This window comes from Bryobacter aggregatus MPL3, assembly GCF_000702445.1.
In the GTDB taxonomy this organism is placed as follows: Bacteria; Acidobacteriota; Terriglobia; order Bryobacterales; family Bryobacteraceae; genus Bryobacter; species Bryobacter aggregatus.
The window spans coordinates 51,412-66,339 of sequence record NZ_JNIF01000003.1 but is presented as its reverse complement, the minus strand read 5'-3'; the positions used below and the strand labels follow the sequence as shown (position 1 = coordinate 66,339).

Sequence of the window (14,928 nt, the reverse complement as noted above, 5' to 3'; positions counted from 1 at the left end):
CCCTCAAACCTGGATGGCTCAAGTCTCACCAGCGCGCCGTGTCGCCTATGAAGTTCTCCGCCGCGTGCATGGTGGCGGCTTCTCGGACGCGCTTCTTCTCGATATGGCCCGGCCTCTCGCTGCCCGCGATGCCGGTCTTGCACATGAAATTGTTTACGGCGTTCTGCGGCATCAGAATCAATTGGACTGGCTGGCACAGCATTTCTCGGGACGCCAGATCCTGACGGTTGATGAACCGACGGCAATCCTGCTGCGGATGGGCATCTATCAGATGCGCTATCTCACCAAGATTCCGCCCCATGCGGCGGTGATGGAAGCTGTGGAACTGGCCAAGCGCGCCTCGAAACGGGCTGCTGCGGGCCTGGTGAACGCGGTGCTGCGCAAGGTGCACAAGAAGGAACTGAAGTTTCCCGATCCGGCGATCGAGCTTTGCCTGCCCGAATGGTTATACCGGCGCTGGCTGCAGCACTACGGCAAGGAACAGACCCGGCTGATCGCGAAATCGTTTATGCAGGCTCCCGAGAAAGTGAATCGTGCCGGCTACCGCATGGATTCCGGCGCGCAGACGATCGTGCCGCTGCTTGATCCCAAGCCGGGACAGAGCTTTCTCGATCTGTGCGCGGCGCCGGGCAATAAGACGCGCCAGGCCGTCGATCTGGGCGTCAAAGCCATTGCCTGCGACCGAAGCTTCAAGCGTCTGCTGCCGCTCCAGCAGATCGGCATTCCGCTGGTGCATCTCGATGCGGCGGCACCTTTGCCCTTCCGCCGTCCTTTTGATTGCGTCCTGGCCGATGCGCCTTGCTCGGGGACGGGGACGCTGGGACGGAACCCGGAGATCAAATGGCGTCTGACTCCCGAGGATCTGCTGCGCCAGCAGGCTCGGCAGATCGGCATCCTCAAGCATGGTCTCGAAGCGGTTGCGCCCGGCGGCACGCTGGTGTACTCGACATGCTCGCTTGAAAAAGAGGAAAATGAAGATGTCGTTCGAGCCGTATGCGGGGAGTCGAGTGAAACGGCGATTCCCATGCATTACCGCATCCCCGGGCGCGACCCCGGCGACGGATTTTTTGCAGCCGTCATTCACAAGCCAGCATGAGCCACCCGATCCAAATTCTCCCCAGCCTTCTTTCCTGCGACTTCTCCCGAATGGGGGAAGACATCGCGATGCTCGAGTCCGCCGGAACCCATATGCTGCATTTCGACGTCATGGATGGTCGATTTGTGCCAAATATCTCAATGGGACTGCCGATTCTCGAGGCGGTGCGCAAGGCGACCAGTTGTCATATCGACGCGCACCTGATGATTGTGGAGCCGGAACGGTATGTTGAGGCGTTTCGCGACGCCGGTGCCGATTCGATCTCGATCCATCAGGAGGCGAGCCCTCATTTGCATCGCACTCTATCGCTGATCAAGTCGACCGGGGCGCAGGCCGGAGTGGTGCTGAATCCAGGAACTCCGGTGTCGACGCTCGAAGACGTTCTTGATTTGGCAGACTTCGTGCTTGTGATGAGTGTGAATCCCGGTTTCGGGGGCCAGAAGTTTATTCCCGGTGCACTGCATAAGGTGCGCCAACTGGACCAACTGAGGAGCCAGCGGAACCTGACCTATGCTATTGAAATCGATGGCGGAGTGGACCATACAAACATTGCGGATATCGCTACGGCCGGCTGCGACTGGTTTGTCGCCGGAAGTTCGGTATTCCGGAGTGAATCTCCCGCCACAGCCGTGCGTGGTTTGCACGCTCGCGCTTGCTCCGGCCGCCAGATCCTCGCATGAGCCCGTCGCCGCGAGTTAAACTACGAGAGGTAAATTGATGAGTTCTTTCTACGTCGTCCGCCTGAGTTGTCTTGTGCTGCTCACGGCACTTCTCACCTTCTCGACTGGTTGCCGCAAGCGCAAGTACGAGAATCCCATCACGAAGGATACGCAGCAACCCGATAAGGTTCTCTACGATAAGGCCGTTGCCGACATTGAGCGCGGACGCTTTGAAGTAGCACGCCTGACTCTGCAGACCCTCATCAATACTTACGACACCAGCGAATTTCTTGCCAAGGCGAAGCTTGCCATTGCCGATAGCTGGTTCCGCGAAGGCGGCACCAATGGTCTGGCGCAGGCGGAGGCCGAGTACAAGGACTTTATTCTGTTCTACCCGACTATGGAAGAGGCTGCCGAATCGCAAGAAAAGGTGTGCACCATCCACTATCGTCAGATGGAAAAGGCTGATCGCGACAACAACCATGCCTTGCGTGCGGAAGAAGAGTGCCGCCAGTTGTTGATCCAGTTTCCGAATTCGAAGTTTGCCCCGCGTGCCACCCAACTGGTGCGGAACATCCAGGAAGCACTTGCCGAAGGCGAGATGCGCGTCAGTGATTTTTATTACAAGAAGCAGTCCTGGGCATCCAGTTCCAATCGCTACCAGGCGCTCGCCGATCAGTATCCGCTGTATTCGCGTGCGGATGAGGCGAATTTCAAGCTGGGCGATGCTTATCAGAAGATGGGCGCCCGCTTTAAGGACCGTGCCGGCAAAGCTTTTGCAAAAGTCGTACGCGAGTTTCCGCTGAGTGCCTATGCCGATGACGCGAAGAAGCGGTTGCAAGAAATGGAACTGGTGGTTCCGGATGCTGACCCGACTGCCGTGGCGCGGATGAAGTATGAGCTCGAGAATCGCACCAAGCCCGGCCTCACCGCGCCGGTGATGAACATGTTGAAGCGCGGTCCGGACGTGCATCTGGCGGCCAAGTCGGGGACGCCTTCGATGACGCCGATTCGCCCGACGATTCCGGTGAATGTGCCAATTCCGGCTGCTGTGACGGCTGGAACGACTGATGTGACGGTGTCAACGGTGAACGATTCATCGACGCTTGACCAGAGCCCGGATGCGCGCCGCAATGCTCCTGGCGCGGCTGCTCCCGATGCAGCGGCTCCTGGCGCGGCCAGCGCGGAAACCCCTGCCTCGCAGGCCGCTCCGGCTGCGGAAACGCCTGCCGCCACGGACGCGAATGCGCCGATTATTTCGAAGGGCACGCTGATCAAGCCGAAGAAGCAGAAGAAGGCAAAGGCGCCGAAGACGCCCAAGGCCCAACAGGAAACCAAGAAGTCCAATTGATCGCTCGAGTCCTTCTAGCCGACGATAGCCCACACGCGCAGCGTATGGGCGCCCGCATCCTGACCGAAGAAGGCTTTGATGTGGAATTGATCGCCGATGGACAGCTTGTCTATCAGGCGCTTGATCATTTTGTGCCCGATGTGGTGCTGGTGGATGTCTTTCTCCCGACGCGCTCGGGCTATGAGATTTGCCACTGGATCAAGAGCAACTATCGCTATCAGGGGATGGGCGTGGTGCTCACAGCCGGCCTGCTGGAGCCCTTCAATGAAGAAGAAGCCCGTAACGCTGGCTGCGATGCATTCATCAAGAAGCCATTCGAGGCAAGCGAAGTCTTAAACACAATCCGCCCTCTTGCCGAGGCGGCACAATATTCCCGCGGGCTTTTTGCCGAAGAGTTCGACGATCAAATTCCTCCGATTTCCCGCCCCAATCAGCCTGTTCCTCCGGTGGCGAAACCAGAAGTGGATCCCGAACGCATTCGCGCTGCTGTATCCTTGGCGCTGAAGACAAGTATGCCCGCCATCATCAAGGAGGTCACCGAGCGAGTGCTCCTCGCTTTGGGTCATTAATCATGGCATCTGACAATTCATTCGACGTTGTTTCGAAAATCGAAATGCCTGAGGTGGTAAACGCCATCTCCCAGGCGCTCAAAGAAGTGATCGCCCGTTACGATCTGAAAGATTCGAAGTCTTCGATCGAGCTGAACGAGAAGGATCTGAAGATCACGCTGGCTTCTGCCGACGACTACAAGCTGAAGGCCGTCAACGATATTCTGCAGACGAAGATGCTGAAGCGCGGTGTGCCGATTGGCAACCTCGAATATGGTCCACTGATCCCGAGCGCCGGCTCGACGGTGAAGCAGGAGATCAAGCTGAAGCAGGGTTTGGAAACCGAGAAGGCCAAAGAAGTGGTGAAGATGATCAAGGATTCAAAGCTGAAAGTTGTTCCTTCGATCATGGGCGACTATGTCCGTGTCGCCAGCAAAGATCGCGACACGCTGCAGCAAGTGATTGCATTGTTGCGCGGTCATGATTTCGGCGTCGAACTGCAGTTCACCAACTACCGCTAAGCCATGCCGCGCCGCATCGAAACACTGCTCTTAGAGGGGCCGACAGGCAAGCTCGAAGCAATTCTCGAAGAGCCCGATGACATCGAGCCGATTGCGGCCGCGCTGGTGTGCCATCCGCACCCGCAGCACGGGGGCACGATGCACACGAAAGTGGTTTATCGCACCGCGCGAGCGCTCCGCAAGGCGGGGGCAGCGGTGCTTCGTTTTCACTATCGCGGGGTGAATCTGAGCGAAGGGGTTTATGATCATGGCCATGGAGAGATCGAGGACGGGCGGGCCTGTCTCAATTGGCTCCGTGGCCGTTATCCGAATCTGCCCTTTTGCCTGGCCGGATTTAGCTTTGGCTCCCGCATTGCCTTAAAGCTTGCCGTGGATTTTCCGCAGGCGACTAAGGTGATTCCGATCGGGTATCCGACCAGTTATCCGAATCGCGAATACATCCACGAGATCACGGTGCCGAAGGTCTTTATCCAGTCCACACACGATGAGTTTGGGCCGCGTCCGGAACTGGAAGCTTTCTATGAGACGTTGCCGGAACCGAAGCAGATCAAGTGGGTGGAGGCGAAGGATCATTTCTTTGTGGACAACCTCGATGGCTTTGAGCAGGCAGTTCTCGAAACGAAACCCATCTGACCCCGTCTGCGATAATGAGAGCTAGTTTATGACGGCAACCCACGCAGGCAACTCAGTCACTTCCTTGATTGAGAGCGCGCGCCGGCGGCTTCACCTTCAGATTCTTTCCACGCAGGCCCTGGTTGCCCTGTCGATTGGCGCCGGTGGTCTTGTGCTGCTCCTCATTCTGGGCACGCAGGTGCTCAATTGGTATTGGCCCTTGCTGCTCGGAGGCCTCTCTTTTGGCGTGCTGGCCTGGCGGGTGTGGAATCAACTTCCGAACTCGTATCGCAGCGCCCAGATTGTAGACCAGCGTCTGCAGACGGCGGACCTGTTCTCCTCGGCACATTACTTTCTGTCACAAGCGGATACCCCACAAACGCAGGAACTGATCGCGACCGCGGATGCCGCCGCGGCCAGTGTGAGCGCCTCTGCTGCCGTGCCTTTTCGGATGCCTTCGGGATGGGCCCGTGCCTCCGCCATTTCTGCTGTGGCATTGAGCCTGTTGGTCTTCCGTTACGCCTTCCAATCGAGCCTGGATCTGGAGCAGCCGATCGCTCCTGGTCTGTTCCAATTGCTAGCCTCGGGGGAGAAGCCAACGGCGCTTGCCAAGGGTAATCGGAAGGACCCGAACGCACCGCCGCTGGAAGGTTTCGGGATGACCGAGACAGCGCAACAGCGGAGCGATGAGAAACGCGCCGAGGCGAGTCAGGATCTCGAATCGCAGACGCCGAATTCAAACGAGTCTGCTGCCAGCGGGCAGAAGCCGGGGCAGTTCCAACAGGCGATGTCGCCCAGCGAAGATGGCGAGAAGATGCAGGGTGCTGAAAAGGGCGAAAAAGGCGATAGCGGCGCGGCTGGCGAGAAGGGCGATCAGGCGGGCAAGGACGGCGAGAAAAAAGATGCCGCCTCACAAGATAAGAAGTCTGGCGGGAAAGAGCAGCAGGGCAACCCGCAAGGTGACAAGAGCTCGCTCATGGACAAGTTCAAAGATGCCATGGCGAACATGATGAATAAGATGAAGTCCGAGGACAAGGGCCAGCAAGGCAAGCAGGATCAGCAAAAGGGCCAGCAGGACCAGCAGCAAGGCAACGGACAGCAACAGCAGGCACAGAAGGGCCAGCAACAGCAGCAACAAGGCAAGCAGCAGTCGGGGCAGCAGCAAGCCGATCCGAATGGACAGCAACAGGGCGAGGGCAGTGAGAAGTCCCAGCAGCAACAGGCCAAGGGCGGCGATCAGTCAAATCAGCCTTCGAGCGCCGATGCGAAAGCAGGGATGGGCAAGCAGGACGGGGCGAAGAACATCGAACTGGCCGAGCAGGAAAAGGCGATGGGTAAGATCAGCGAAGTGTTCGGGAAGCGCGCGCAGAATCTGCAGGGCGAGATCATGATCGAAGTCTCAAGCTCGAAGTCGCAATCGCTGAAGACGAGCTACTCCGGCAAAAATGCGGGCCATTCCGACACGAGCGGGGTGATCCAGCGTGACGAGGTCCCGCTGATTTTCCAGAACTATGTGCAGCGTTATTTTGAAGAGCTGCGCAAATCTCCCGCGCCTACGGCGCCACCCGCGAAATAACGCCAGTCAGAATCGCCACGCCGAGCAGTGCTACCGCGATTCCTGTTGCCACCCAGATTCGTTTGTCGCCAAACTCCACGCTGGTCTCCTTCGAACAGTGAAACGGTGGATGCGGTGCACCCACTCTTTCTCTGAATTTAGCAGTCTTCACTCGCTACTGACGATTTGGCTCTTCAACAAGGCAACGAGGGTGAGCGTCTCGTTGCGGACGCCAGGCTCAACGCCGAGATCCTCGAGCGTTATTCCCAGGTGTTCGGCCACGCGGTCAAAGTGCACTGCACGGATGCCGAGCTGTGCGTGAGCCTCTTTCATGCCACGTCCCTGATAGTGCGCCGCACCGCCGAGCGCCATTGCAAAGAAGGCCTTCTGGTGGGTCTTGATCCGTTCTACGCTCATCGGTGCAAAGAACGGGTTGAGTTCCGGATCTGCAATCACACGCTGGTAGAAGAGTTCGACTGCGGCATCGATCGCGGGCTTGCCGCCGATCCGGTCATAGAGAGTGAGGGTGGAAGCTGTCATAGAGTCGTCTTGTCATGCGTAGAAAACTGCGCGAGTCGATCAAGCTGCGCCACAATAAATACAAATGGATCGCCGTCACTTTTTACTTGCAGCCGCTGCTGCCAATCAGAGTTGGGCGCAGGCGAACGACCGGGTACGTGTCGCTATCGTCGGAGTGGGCTCGCGTGGAACCGCGCATATCAAAGAGATGCTGCCGGTGCCGAATCTTGAGATCGCTGCGCTCTGCGATGTGGATGGGGCACGCGCCGAAGCCGCTTCGCAGACGATCTTTGCCAAGACGGGAAAGCGGCCAATTCTTGAGACCGACATGCGCCGGATTTTCGATGACAAGAGCATCGACGCGGTGAGCATTGCCACCACCAATCACTGGCATGCGCTGACCGCCATCTGGGCCATGCAGGCCGGAAAGGACGTCTATGTCGAGAAGCCGGTCTCGCACAATATTTTTGAAGGAACCAAAGTGGTGGAGGCAGCCCGCAAGTACAAGCGAATGGCGGCCGGTGGGACGCAGCGCCGCTGGTGGGGCAAGTACCGCAAGGCGATTGAGGTGATTCATAGCGGCGCGATTGGAGAGATTTATCAGGGGAATTTCACCTTCCCGGGCAATCGCGATTCGCTGGGCTTCAAGCCGTTCAAGGAACCGCCGGCCAATCTGAATTGGGATCTGTGGGTGGGCCCGGCTCCAATGCAGAAGTACCACGAGAATCTGGTGCCCTATAACTGGCATTGGTTCTGGGACTTCGGCAATGGCGAACTGGGCAATAACGGCATCCACATGATCGACGTGTTGCGCTGGGGCATGAAGCAGAAGATGGCCGTATCGGTGCGTTCCACCGGTGGGCGCTTTGGCTACAAGGACCAGGGCGAAACTCCGAACTCGCAGAATGTCACCTGGACCTTTGCCGACGGTTCGAGTATTGTTGGGCAGTTGCGCGGACTCTATACGGATGAGCCAATGTCCTGGGACTTCTTTGGAAGCAAAGGCCATATGCACATGTTCAGCGATGGGCGCTTCCGGATCACGATGGGCCGCAGCAAGAAGCCGGAGCCGGAGATGGAATACTATTCCGACATCGACCACTTTGCGAAGTTCACGGAAGCGGTGCGGACGCGCAATTCGAAATTGATTGAAGCCGAGATTGAAGAGACGGCGATTTCGACGGCGCTCTGCCATCAGGGCAACATTTCCTATCGCCTGAAGCGCGAATTGAAGTTTGACCCGGCGACGATGCTGTTTGTGAACGACAAGGAAGCCAATGCGTTGGTAACGCGCAAGTACCGCGCGCCTTATGTGGTTCCGGAGCGGGTCTGAGCTTCGAGCGTTAGTTGGGTGAAGTATTTTCCGGAGGGCAGCTCGATGTTTTGTTCATCGACTGCCCTCCATCCTGTTTGGGTCGCCGCTGCGAGCAAGACTTCTTTTGAGACAGTCCGGTACTCCGCTCCGACCGGGGCGAGCGCCGCGCGGTAGGGCGAAGGAAGAATGTCTGGCGCGTTGGCGCGCACCCCGAGTAAGAGGAAGACGATCTTGCCTTGCGGCGACAGCACCGCCTGGAGCGCCTGTAGGAGTTGCTCGAGGGACACAATGTATTCGAGGATGAGCGCACCAAAGATGAGATCGGCGGGTGGAAGTTGTGGCACTCCAGTATTGAGATCCCAGGTGAGGAAGTCGGCATCGGGAAAGCGTTCGGACGCCAGGGCCAGATAGTTGGGATTCAGATCGAGGCCCAGGATGCGCGGGACCCTGGAGGCGGCTTCAAGACCATTGCCTCCCGCACAGCCCAGATAGAGCAGACTCGTTGGTTGATGGCGGGCGATGCCCGTTGCGAGCGCCGCGCGGATGGCGGCGGCCTGGCCAACGGAATCGAGCTCAACGTGGCGCTCGTAGTCGTTCAGCGCCACGCCGAGCCAGGCGCTAGCCACGAGGCGGAGCCGCTGGGCGCACGGGCGCCACGGGCGTGCCCGTCTGTTGGATGATGGTCATCGCACTGGCCAGCATGCCGCTGACATCGGCGACGTTGCTCGGCACGATCATGGTGTTGCCGACCTTGGCCAGATTGCCAAACTGTTCGATGTACTTCTCTGCGACGCGGAGTTGTACGGCTTCCATGCCACCGGCCATCTGGATGGTGTCGGCGACTTCGCGGATGCCTTCTGCTGTTGCCTTGGCGATGGAGAGGATGGCCGCGGCTTGGCCTTCGGCTTCGTTGATCTGCCGCTGCTTGTGCGCCTCGGACTTCTTGATGGTCTGCTGCTTCTCGCCTTCAGCGGTGTTGATCGCCGCGTCGCGCGTGGCCTCGGAGGTGAGGATCGTGGCTCGCTTTTCGCGCTCGGCACGCATCTGCTTTTCCATCGCGCCGAGGATGTCGGCGGGAGGGGTGATGTTCTTGATCTCGTAACGGAAGACCTTGATGCCCCAGGGCTCGGTCGCCTTGTCGAGCTCGCTGACGATGTTCGTGTTGATGTTGGTGCGCTCCTCAAAGGTGCGGTCGAGTTCGATCTTGCCGAGCTCACTGCGGAGCGTGGTTTGGGCGAGCTGCGAGATGGCGAAGCCGAAGTTCGAGATGCCGTAGGAGGCGCGTTCGGGGTCGATGATCTTCATATAGAGAACGCCGTCGACGCCGACCTGGACGTTGTCGCGCGTGATGCAGATTTGCTCGGGGATGTCGATCGCCTGCTCTTTGAGGATGTGCTTGTAGCGGATGACGTCGATGAAGGGGACGAGAATGTGGAAGCCAGCCGGGAGGATGCCTGAGAAGCGGCCGAGTCTCTCGACGATGTAGGCGTTCTGCTGCGGTACGACAACGGCAGTCTTGGCCAGGATGATGAAGAAGAGAACTGTGAGAGCAAGTACTGCAATGAGAGCGCCGGACATAGGTCCAATTCTACATGGCCCGGACGTAGAGAGTGAGACCTTCCATCCGTTCTACTTTGCAGCGCTGGGCTTTGACGATGGCGCTTTCGCCCAGATTCAAGGCACTCCAGCTGGTGCCGCGGAGCTCTGCCTTGCCTCGTTGCTGCGGGAGGATATCTTCGAGTGCGGTGGCCGTCTCACCGGCGATCGAATCGACGACTTTCGAAGGGCTTCGCCGTTCCATGTAGGCGATGAGACGTTTGCGAAAGAGGGCGAGCCAGAGACTGGACACGCTCAAGAAAATCAGGAGCTCCATCCAGAGATCGACGCCGGGAATGAGCAACTGGAAGAAGCCCATGAACACGGCGCCGAATCCAAAGAAGAGCAAAAAGAAACCTGGCACGACGGCTTCCGTGGCGAGCATCGCGAAGCCCGCCACCATCCACATCCACCAGGTGACCATGACTAAGCCTTTTTCGCGGGAGCCTTTGCGTCAGCCTTGCCCATATTGTCGATCTCGCTGAACAGGACCTTGCGCTCTTCGTACATGCAGCGGTTGGCGAGCATCACCGCGGAAGAGTCGTGGAGACCCACTTCGAGATCGGCCTTGGGCCGCGTGTTGTTGCGAACGTCGTTGAAGAAGCTCTCGAGTTCGATGTCGACAGGATTGCGGTCTTCTTCGGGAACGAGCACGCCCTTGCGGTACAGCCACTGGCGGGCGAACTTCATTTCACGATCGACAAAGCTGTCGTTGGAGGTGACGGTGTCCTTCTCAAACAGGATCGGCAGTGCCTTGCCACCCTTGCCGGTGGAGGCGAGCGAAGCGGAAGCCTGGAAGGTGGCCGATTTCTTTTCGGCGGCGTCGACCTTGGGGAGCGGCGGTTCCATGTACCACATGCCGAGGGCGGGCTCTGAGTCCGTGCCGACGGTGATGTGGATGGTGCCCTGGGTGCCCATGATGCACTCGCCAAACTCGGTGCGCTCTGCGTTGAACAGCGGGCAGTGGCGGTTGGTGGTGATCGAAGAGTAGTGCAGCTTCTGACCCTTGGGGTACTTGAAGATGAGCTGGATGTTGTCGAAGATGTCGCGGCCGTCTTTGATGTAATCGGTGCCGCCGACGCCGACGACGTATTCCGGCCCGGAGCCGAACATCCAGTCGGCAATGTCGATCTGGTGCGAGGCGAGTTCGGCGGTGAGACCACCGGAGAATTCGCGGTACTTGCGCCAGTTGACGTCCTTATCGGTACGGTCCTTGGGGAGTGGCTTGTTCCAGGGGTCCTTGGCAAAGGTGTTGCGATGCCACTGGCCACGGATGTGAGTGACGGTGCCGAGCATTCCCTTGTCGATCATCTGCTTGGCGGTCTGGTAGAACTTCGAATAGCGGCGCTGGAGGCCGACCTGCAGGGTCTGTTTCGGCTTCGAGTTGGCGAGCGCGCGGAGGGCGTGGATTTCTTCTGGCTTGAAGACCAGGCTCTTTTCGCAGAAGACATGCTTGCCGGCGTCCAGGGCGTCCTTGGTGACCGGGAAGTGCATGTACAAGGGGGTTGCGATGAGAACCGCGTCCACACTCTTGTCCGCGAGGAGCTCACGATAGTCCTTGAACTGCTTCGGTTTGTTGCCGATCAGTTCCGCGCCTTTGCGCATGTTGGGCTCGTAGACGTCGCACACGGCGACGCAAGTGCCGTTATCCAATCCCTTCAAGTGCTGCAGCAGGTATTGCCCACGGCTGCCGGTGCCGATAAAGCCGAATTGTACGGTGTTATTGGCGGCTTTCACTTTCGAGATGAACGGAGCACCTGTGATGCTCAACGCGGCGGCTGCTCCAACCGCGACTTTCGACGCCTCACGGCGCGTCAGGTCCTGCTTCTGACTCATGATGATCCTAGTCTATCAAGGGAATTAGTGCACGAATGCGGGGGCTACGAAAGAAGAGTCCTCCCCAGAGCATGGCTCCAAGGATGACAGGCGCGATGAAGGGGTCCCCAACCCGGACATGGGTGGCCGTTGCGCCACCGAGATAGCCGGTGAGGAGCACCGCTCCCAGAATTGCGGTTCGCGGAGTGAGGAAGACTGCCGTACACGCCAGTTCGAGGACGCCGAGGGGGATTGCAAGCGAAAGCGGCCAGCCCAAGTGAGCAAAGCCCTCTTCCAACTGCGTGCCACCCATAAACTTCAATGCGGCGCTGACGAGCAACATCAGAACTGGAATTACGGTCAGGAGCCAGCCCACGACCATCTGCCATTTGGGAATCAGTACGTTTGTCATGATTCTGTTGCTTCGAGGATATCAATCAATGGATGAAACGGTGAGATTCATTTCACGCGCCTTGCGCGCACTCCAATCCGCACCACCCAGAACCAACATGCTGAAGATGAAACTCCAGATGATGATGGTGACGGAGTGGGCAAAGGGCGCATATTCCCGCATCATCTTTTCGTTGAGCCAGGGCCAGATCAGCCAGTTCAGGAGTTTCATCGCTTCAATCGAAACTCCGACAAAAATGGCGGCGATGAAGACCAGCAAGGGCGGCACTCTTCCGTTGGGCAAGAGCCAGTAGGTGAGGAAGACGATTCCGATCGTCACCGGGAGGGAGGCGAGTTTGTACACAATCGCACTGAGCCAGCCGATTTTGACCACGGGCGAAGCCGCGACGCTGGTGGCCAGCCAGAGGAATCCGCAGCCGAGAATGAGTCCCTGGCTGACGAGCTGATTCTTGAGGAAGCTGCGGTTCTTTGAGATGCCCCAGATCCGGTTCAGCGCGACCTCGAGCGGCATGAAGATGCCATTGGCGGTGAAGAGCAGCAGGATCATGCTGAACATGCTGAGCGCCTGGCCGTGCTTGTAGATGGTAGCTTGCAGGTTGCGAACGATAAAGGCTCCGGTTTCGCCAGGGAAATAATCACGGAGCGCCAGATAGATGCCTTGCTCGACGCCGAACCAGTGCAGCGCGTAGCGGATGATGCTGGTGGCCACAACCAGGAAGGGAAAGAAGCTGAGCAGCACGTTGGCGGCGACGCTGAACGAATAGACATGGACTTCGGTTTCGGTCCAAAACAGAAGAGTGGGCTTGATGTCCGGCCAGAGACGTTTCAGTCTGTCCATGTGTTGTTCTGCATCAGGCGGACCATGCGCTCACTGGAGCGGAGCGCGAAGGCGAGGATGGTGAGTGTGGGGTTCTGATTGCCTGCGGTGACAAAAGGGGCTCCATCATTGACGAACAGATTGGGGACGTCGTGCGATTGGTTCCAGGGGTTGGTTACGCTGTTGCGTGGGTCCTTGCCCATGCGCGCGGTGCCGACGTCGTGGATGGAGTGGCCGTATTCATGGGGATTGCGATTGGGGAGCATTTCGGCGCCTGCCTTGTGGAGGATCTCGTTGCCGACTTCGATCATGTCTTTGAACATAGCGCGCTCGTTGCCATGCCACTCATAGAAGTATGTCGGAGCCGGAATTCCGGCGTCATCTTTGAGGACGGGATCGAGCTCAATCCGGTTGTCGCGGTAGCGGAGCACTTCGCCCTGGAACATGAGGCTGACACCAGCTGTGGAATAGTTGCGAATGGCTTCCATCCAATCCGTGCCATTGCCGGGGATCTGGTTGCCGACCAGCGTGAACTCACCGGCGCCGCCCATGGGGAAGATCTGGTAGCCGCGGATGAACTTCGTGCCGCGCCAGTTCTTGGTGCAGTCGGGGATGAAGGAATACAGGCCGCTGCCGTCTTCATTGGCGATCTTGCGGCCCATCAGTTGCGGGAGGTGGGCGCTGACGCTGGCATAGAGGTGTTCGCTGAGATAGCGTCCCACCAGGCCGCTTGAGTTTGCCATCTTCGAGTTGAGCAGGATGTGCGCGCTCTCGATGGCGCCGGGGCACAGCACGAAGGCCTTGGCCCGGAGCTCCTGCCATGCGCGCTTCTCGGTACCGAAATAGTGGACGGTCTTGAGCTGGCCGTCGGGGCCCGCTTCAAGATGGCGCACGCGTGCGTTGGGGATCAGGTGGAGGCGGCCGGTGTTCTGCGCGGCGAGGACGAAGACGCGCAGCGAGTCAAACTTTGAGCCGGAATCGCAGCCCTGCCAGCAGGGGCCGCAGTAGTGGCAGGCGGGACGCCCGTGGTGGTCCGCAGTGAGGACCGCTTTGGGGATCGGAATCACCTTGAGACCGCGCCCGATGCCTTCGCAGGCCTTGGGCGTGAAGGGCGCAAGGCCTTTGTTCCGGGGGAAGGCCCCAACTGCCTGGACGGTCGAAGAGACGCCAATTCTCTCTTCGACACGGTCATATACGGCGCGATCTCCTCGTAGCGGACCGGCCATTTTGCATTGTAGTCGTCGAGGGGTTGGAATTCTTCGGGACCAAAGCGGGGCGCGACGCCAACCCAGAACAGGCTTTTGCCACCGACAGCGCGTACCCGCCAGAAGGCGAAGTGATCTTGACCTGCAACCGTATAGGGCTCTTTCTTTTCGTCGGCGAGGAAGCCGGTTTCACTGAGCCATTCCTGAAAATAGTGGCCGTGGAGTCCGCGGCCGGGCAGATTCCAGCGCCGGATGCGATGGATGGGGAATTGCGAGACGGGCCGCATGGGGCCGGCTTCGAGCATCACGCAATCGAGACCGGCCTCGGTGAGGACCTGCGCCGTCATGCCACCGGAGGCGCCAGAGCCGATGATGCAGACGTCGTAGGTTTTCATCGGGACCTCAACAGCGGTTTGTCGTTGGCGGGTGTCTCGAAGGGCTGTCCATCGGGGGCGGGGAAGTGGTGGAGGTGGGCGAGGCCCTGGTATCCGAGCTCCTTGGTGATGCCTTCTTCTGAGGTATAAAAGGCGCTCACGAGCGCAGTCTTGAAGAGGATAAAGAACTGGTCGGCTTGGGTCTTGGGGGAGAATTCGTTGGCGGTCAGGGTGTGGAGTGTCGCCGCGTGGTCTTTCGATTGAGCCCATGCGGCGAGGCCGCGGCGCCAGGTGCGCTGCAGCGAGGGCGAGGCGGCAACTGCGGCTCCGCCGCTATGCGGGGAGGCGGGGATGATGAGGGCGGCGTAGCGATTCAGGGTTTCGAGTTCGTTGCGATTGAGGATTCCGCTGGGCGCGGATTGGCCCTGCACTTCCGCATCGGTCCAACGGGAAAGTGCCAGAGTAACGGCTGCACGACGGGTGCATTCCAATGAGGCTACTTTAGCGTGAGAAAGTTCTAAGGTTTTTTCATTT

The 14,928-nt window shown here is 58.9% G+C and carries 18 protein-coding genes; 8 read left to right on the top strand and 10 right to left on the bottom strand.

Annotated elements, in window-relative coordinates:
- Nucleotides 1-13 precede the first annotated feature (13 nt).
- Genes M017_RS0100690 through M017_RS29015 form a run of 7 tightly spaced genes read left to right on the top strand, consistent with a single transcriptional unit; the run spans nucleotide 14 to nucleotide 6,363 of the window.
- Nucleotides 14-1,096: a transcription antitermination factor NusB gene (locus M017_RS0100690; protein ID WP_031494988.1), complete on the top strand. Its 1,083-nt coding sequence runs from the start codon at nucleotides 14-16 to the stop codon at nucleotides 1,094-1,096.
- A complete protein-coding gene (gene rpe / locus M017_RS0100685) occupies nucleotides 1,093-1,776 on the top strand; it encodes a ribulose-phosphate 3-epimerase (RefSeq protein WP_031494986.1) in 684 nt (227 codons plus the stop codon). Before M017_RS0100690 ends, rpe begins: the two co-directional genes overlap by 4 nt.
- A gap of 37 nt (nucleotides 1,777-1,813) precedes the next feature.
- Nucleotides 1,814-3,106: an outer membrane protein assembly factor BamD gene (gene bamD, locus M017_RS27235; RefSeq protein ID WP_051669391.1), complete on the top strand. Its 1,293-nt coding sequence runs from the start codon at nucleotides 1,814-1,816 to the stop codon at nucleotides 3,104-3,106.
- Nucleotides 3,103-3,675 carry a response regulator gene (locus tag M017_RS0100675; RefSeq protein WP_155121145.1) on the top strand — a complete coding sequence of 191 codons (573 nt, stop codon included), beginning with the start codon at nucleotides 3,103-3,105 and terminating at the stop codon, nucleotides 3,673-3,675. Before bamD ends, M017_RS0100675 begins: the two co-directional genes overlap by 4 nt.
- A 2-nt stretch (nucleotides 3,676-3,677) precedes the next feature.
- Nucleotides 3,678-4,175, top strand: coding sequence for a YajQ family cyclic di-GMP-binding protein (locus M017_RS0100670; RefSeq protein ID WP_031494981.1), 498 nt, complete (start codon nucleotides 3,678-3,680; stop codon nucleotides 4,173-4,175).
- Nucleotides 4,176-4,178: 3 nt separating this feature from the next.
- The gene (locus M017_RS0100665) at nucleotides 4,179-4,808 is read left to right on the top strand and encodes an alpha/beta hydrolase (RefSeq protein ID WP_031494979.1); all 630 of its coding nucleotides are present in this window, start codon (nucleotides 4,179-4,181) and stop codon (nucleotides 4,806-4,808) included.
- A 28-nt stretch (nucleotides 4,809-4,836) separates the two neighbouring features.
- Entirely contained in the window at nucleotides 4,837-6,363 is a 1,527-nt protein-coding gene (locus M017_RS29015; protein WP_051669390.1) for a hypothetical protein, read from the top strand.
- Nucleotides 6,364-6,510: 147 nt separating this feature from the next.
- On the opposite strand, the gene M017_RS0100650 is transcribed toward M017_RS29015, so the two are convergent.
- Complete coding sequence (locus M017_RS0100650) at nucleotides 6,511-6,882, bottom strand: group I truncated hemoglobin (protein ID WP_031494976.1); 372 nt, start codon at nucleotides 6,880-6,882, stop codon at nucleotides 6,511-6,513.
- Between the two features lie 64 nt (nucleotides 6,883-6,946).
- Between M017_RS0100650 and M017_RS0100645 the strand changes: the two genes are divergently transcribed.
- On the top strand, nucleotides 6,947-8,194 hold the full coding sequence (locus M017_RS0100645) for a Gfo/Idh/MocA family protein (RefSeq protein WP_031494975.1): 1,248 nt from the start codon (nucleotides 6,947-6,949) through the stop codon (nucleotides 8,192-8,194).
- On the opposite strand, the gene M017_RS0100640 is transcribed toward M017_RS0100645, so the two are convergent.
- The 9 genes from M017_RS0100640 to M017_RS29610 are packed head-to-tail and all read right to left on the bottom strand — an operon-like array spanning nucleotide 8,170 to nucleotide 14,885.
- Nucleotides 8,170-8,802: a class I SAM-dependent methyltransferase gene (locus tag M017_RS0100640; protein ID WP_031494973.1), complete on the bottom strand. Its 633-nt coding sequence runs from the start codon at nucleotides 8,800-8,802 to the stop codon at nucleotides 8,170-8,172. The two genes, M017_RS0100645 and M017_RS0100640, sit on opposite strands and share 25 nt — an antisense overlap.
- Entirely contained in the window at nucleotides 8,795-9,754 is a 960-nt protein-coding gene (locus M017_RS0100635; RefSeq protein ID WP_051669389.1) for an SPFH domain-containing protein, read from the bottom strand. Before M017_RS0100635 ends, M017_RS0100640 begins: the two co-directional genes overlap by 8 nt.
- 10 nt (nucleotides 9,755-9,764) lie before the next feature.
- Complete coding sequence (locus M017_RS0100630; RefSeq protein WP_031494971.1) at nucleotides 9,765-10,196, bottom strand: NfeD family protein; 432 nt, start codon at nucleotides 10,194-10,196, stop codon at nucleotides 9,765-9,767.
- Between the two features lie 2 nt (nucleotides 10,197-10,198).
- Nucleotides 10,199-11,608 (bottom strand): Gfo/Idh/MocA family protein, encoded by a 1,410-nt coding sequence (locus tag M017_RS0100625; RefSeq protein ID WP_031494969.1) that lies wholly within the window; start codon nucleotides 11,606-11,608, stop codon nucleotides 10,199-10,201.
- Between the two features lie 7 nt (nucleotides 11,609-11,615).
- A complete protein-coding gene (locus tag M017_RS0100620; RefSeq protein ID WP_031494967.1) occupies nucleotides 11,616-11,999 on the bottom strand; it encodes a DoxX family protein in 384 nt (127 codons plus the stop codon).
- 21 nt (nucleotides 12,000-12,020) lie between these two features.
- The gene (locus M017_RS0100615; RefSeq protein ID WP_051669388.1) at nucleotides 12,021-12,836 is read right to left on the bottom strand and encodes a YihY/virulence factor BrkB family protein; all 816 of its coding nucleotides are present in this window, start codon (nucleotides 12,834-12,836) and stop codon (nucleotides 12,021-12,023) included.
- A complete protein-coding gene (locus M017_RS0100610) occupies nucleotides 12,824-13,987 on the bottom strand; it encodes a GMC oxidoreductase (RefSeq protein WP_238325955.1) in 1,164 nt (387 codons plus the stop codon). The genes M017_RS0100615 and M017_RS0100610 overlap by 13 nt, the downstream gene beginning before the upstream one ends.
- Complete coding sequence (locus M017_RS30055) at nucleotides 13,879-14,415, bottom strand: FAD-dependent monooxygenase (protein WP_031494963.1); 537 nt, start codon at nucleotides 14,413-14,415, stop codon at nucleotides 13,879-13,881. The genes M017_RS0100610 and M017_RS30055 overlap by 109 nt, the downstream gene beginning before the upstream one ends.
- Complete coding sequence (locus M017_RS29610) at nucleotides 14,412-14,885, bottom strand: gluconate 2-dehydrogenase subunit 3 family protein (protein WP_031494962.1); 474 nt, start codon at nucleotides 14,883-14,885, stop codon at nucleotides 14,412-14,414. The genes M017_RS30055 and M017_RS29610 overlap by 4 nt, the downstream gene beginning before the upstream one ends.
- Between the last annotated feature and the right edge of the window lie 43 nt (nucleotides 14,886-14,928).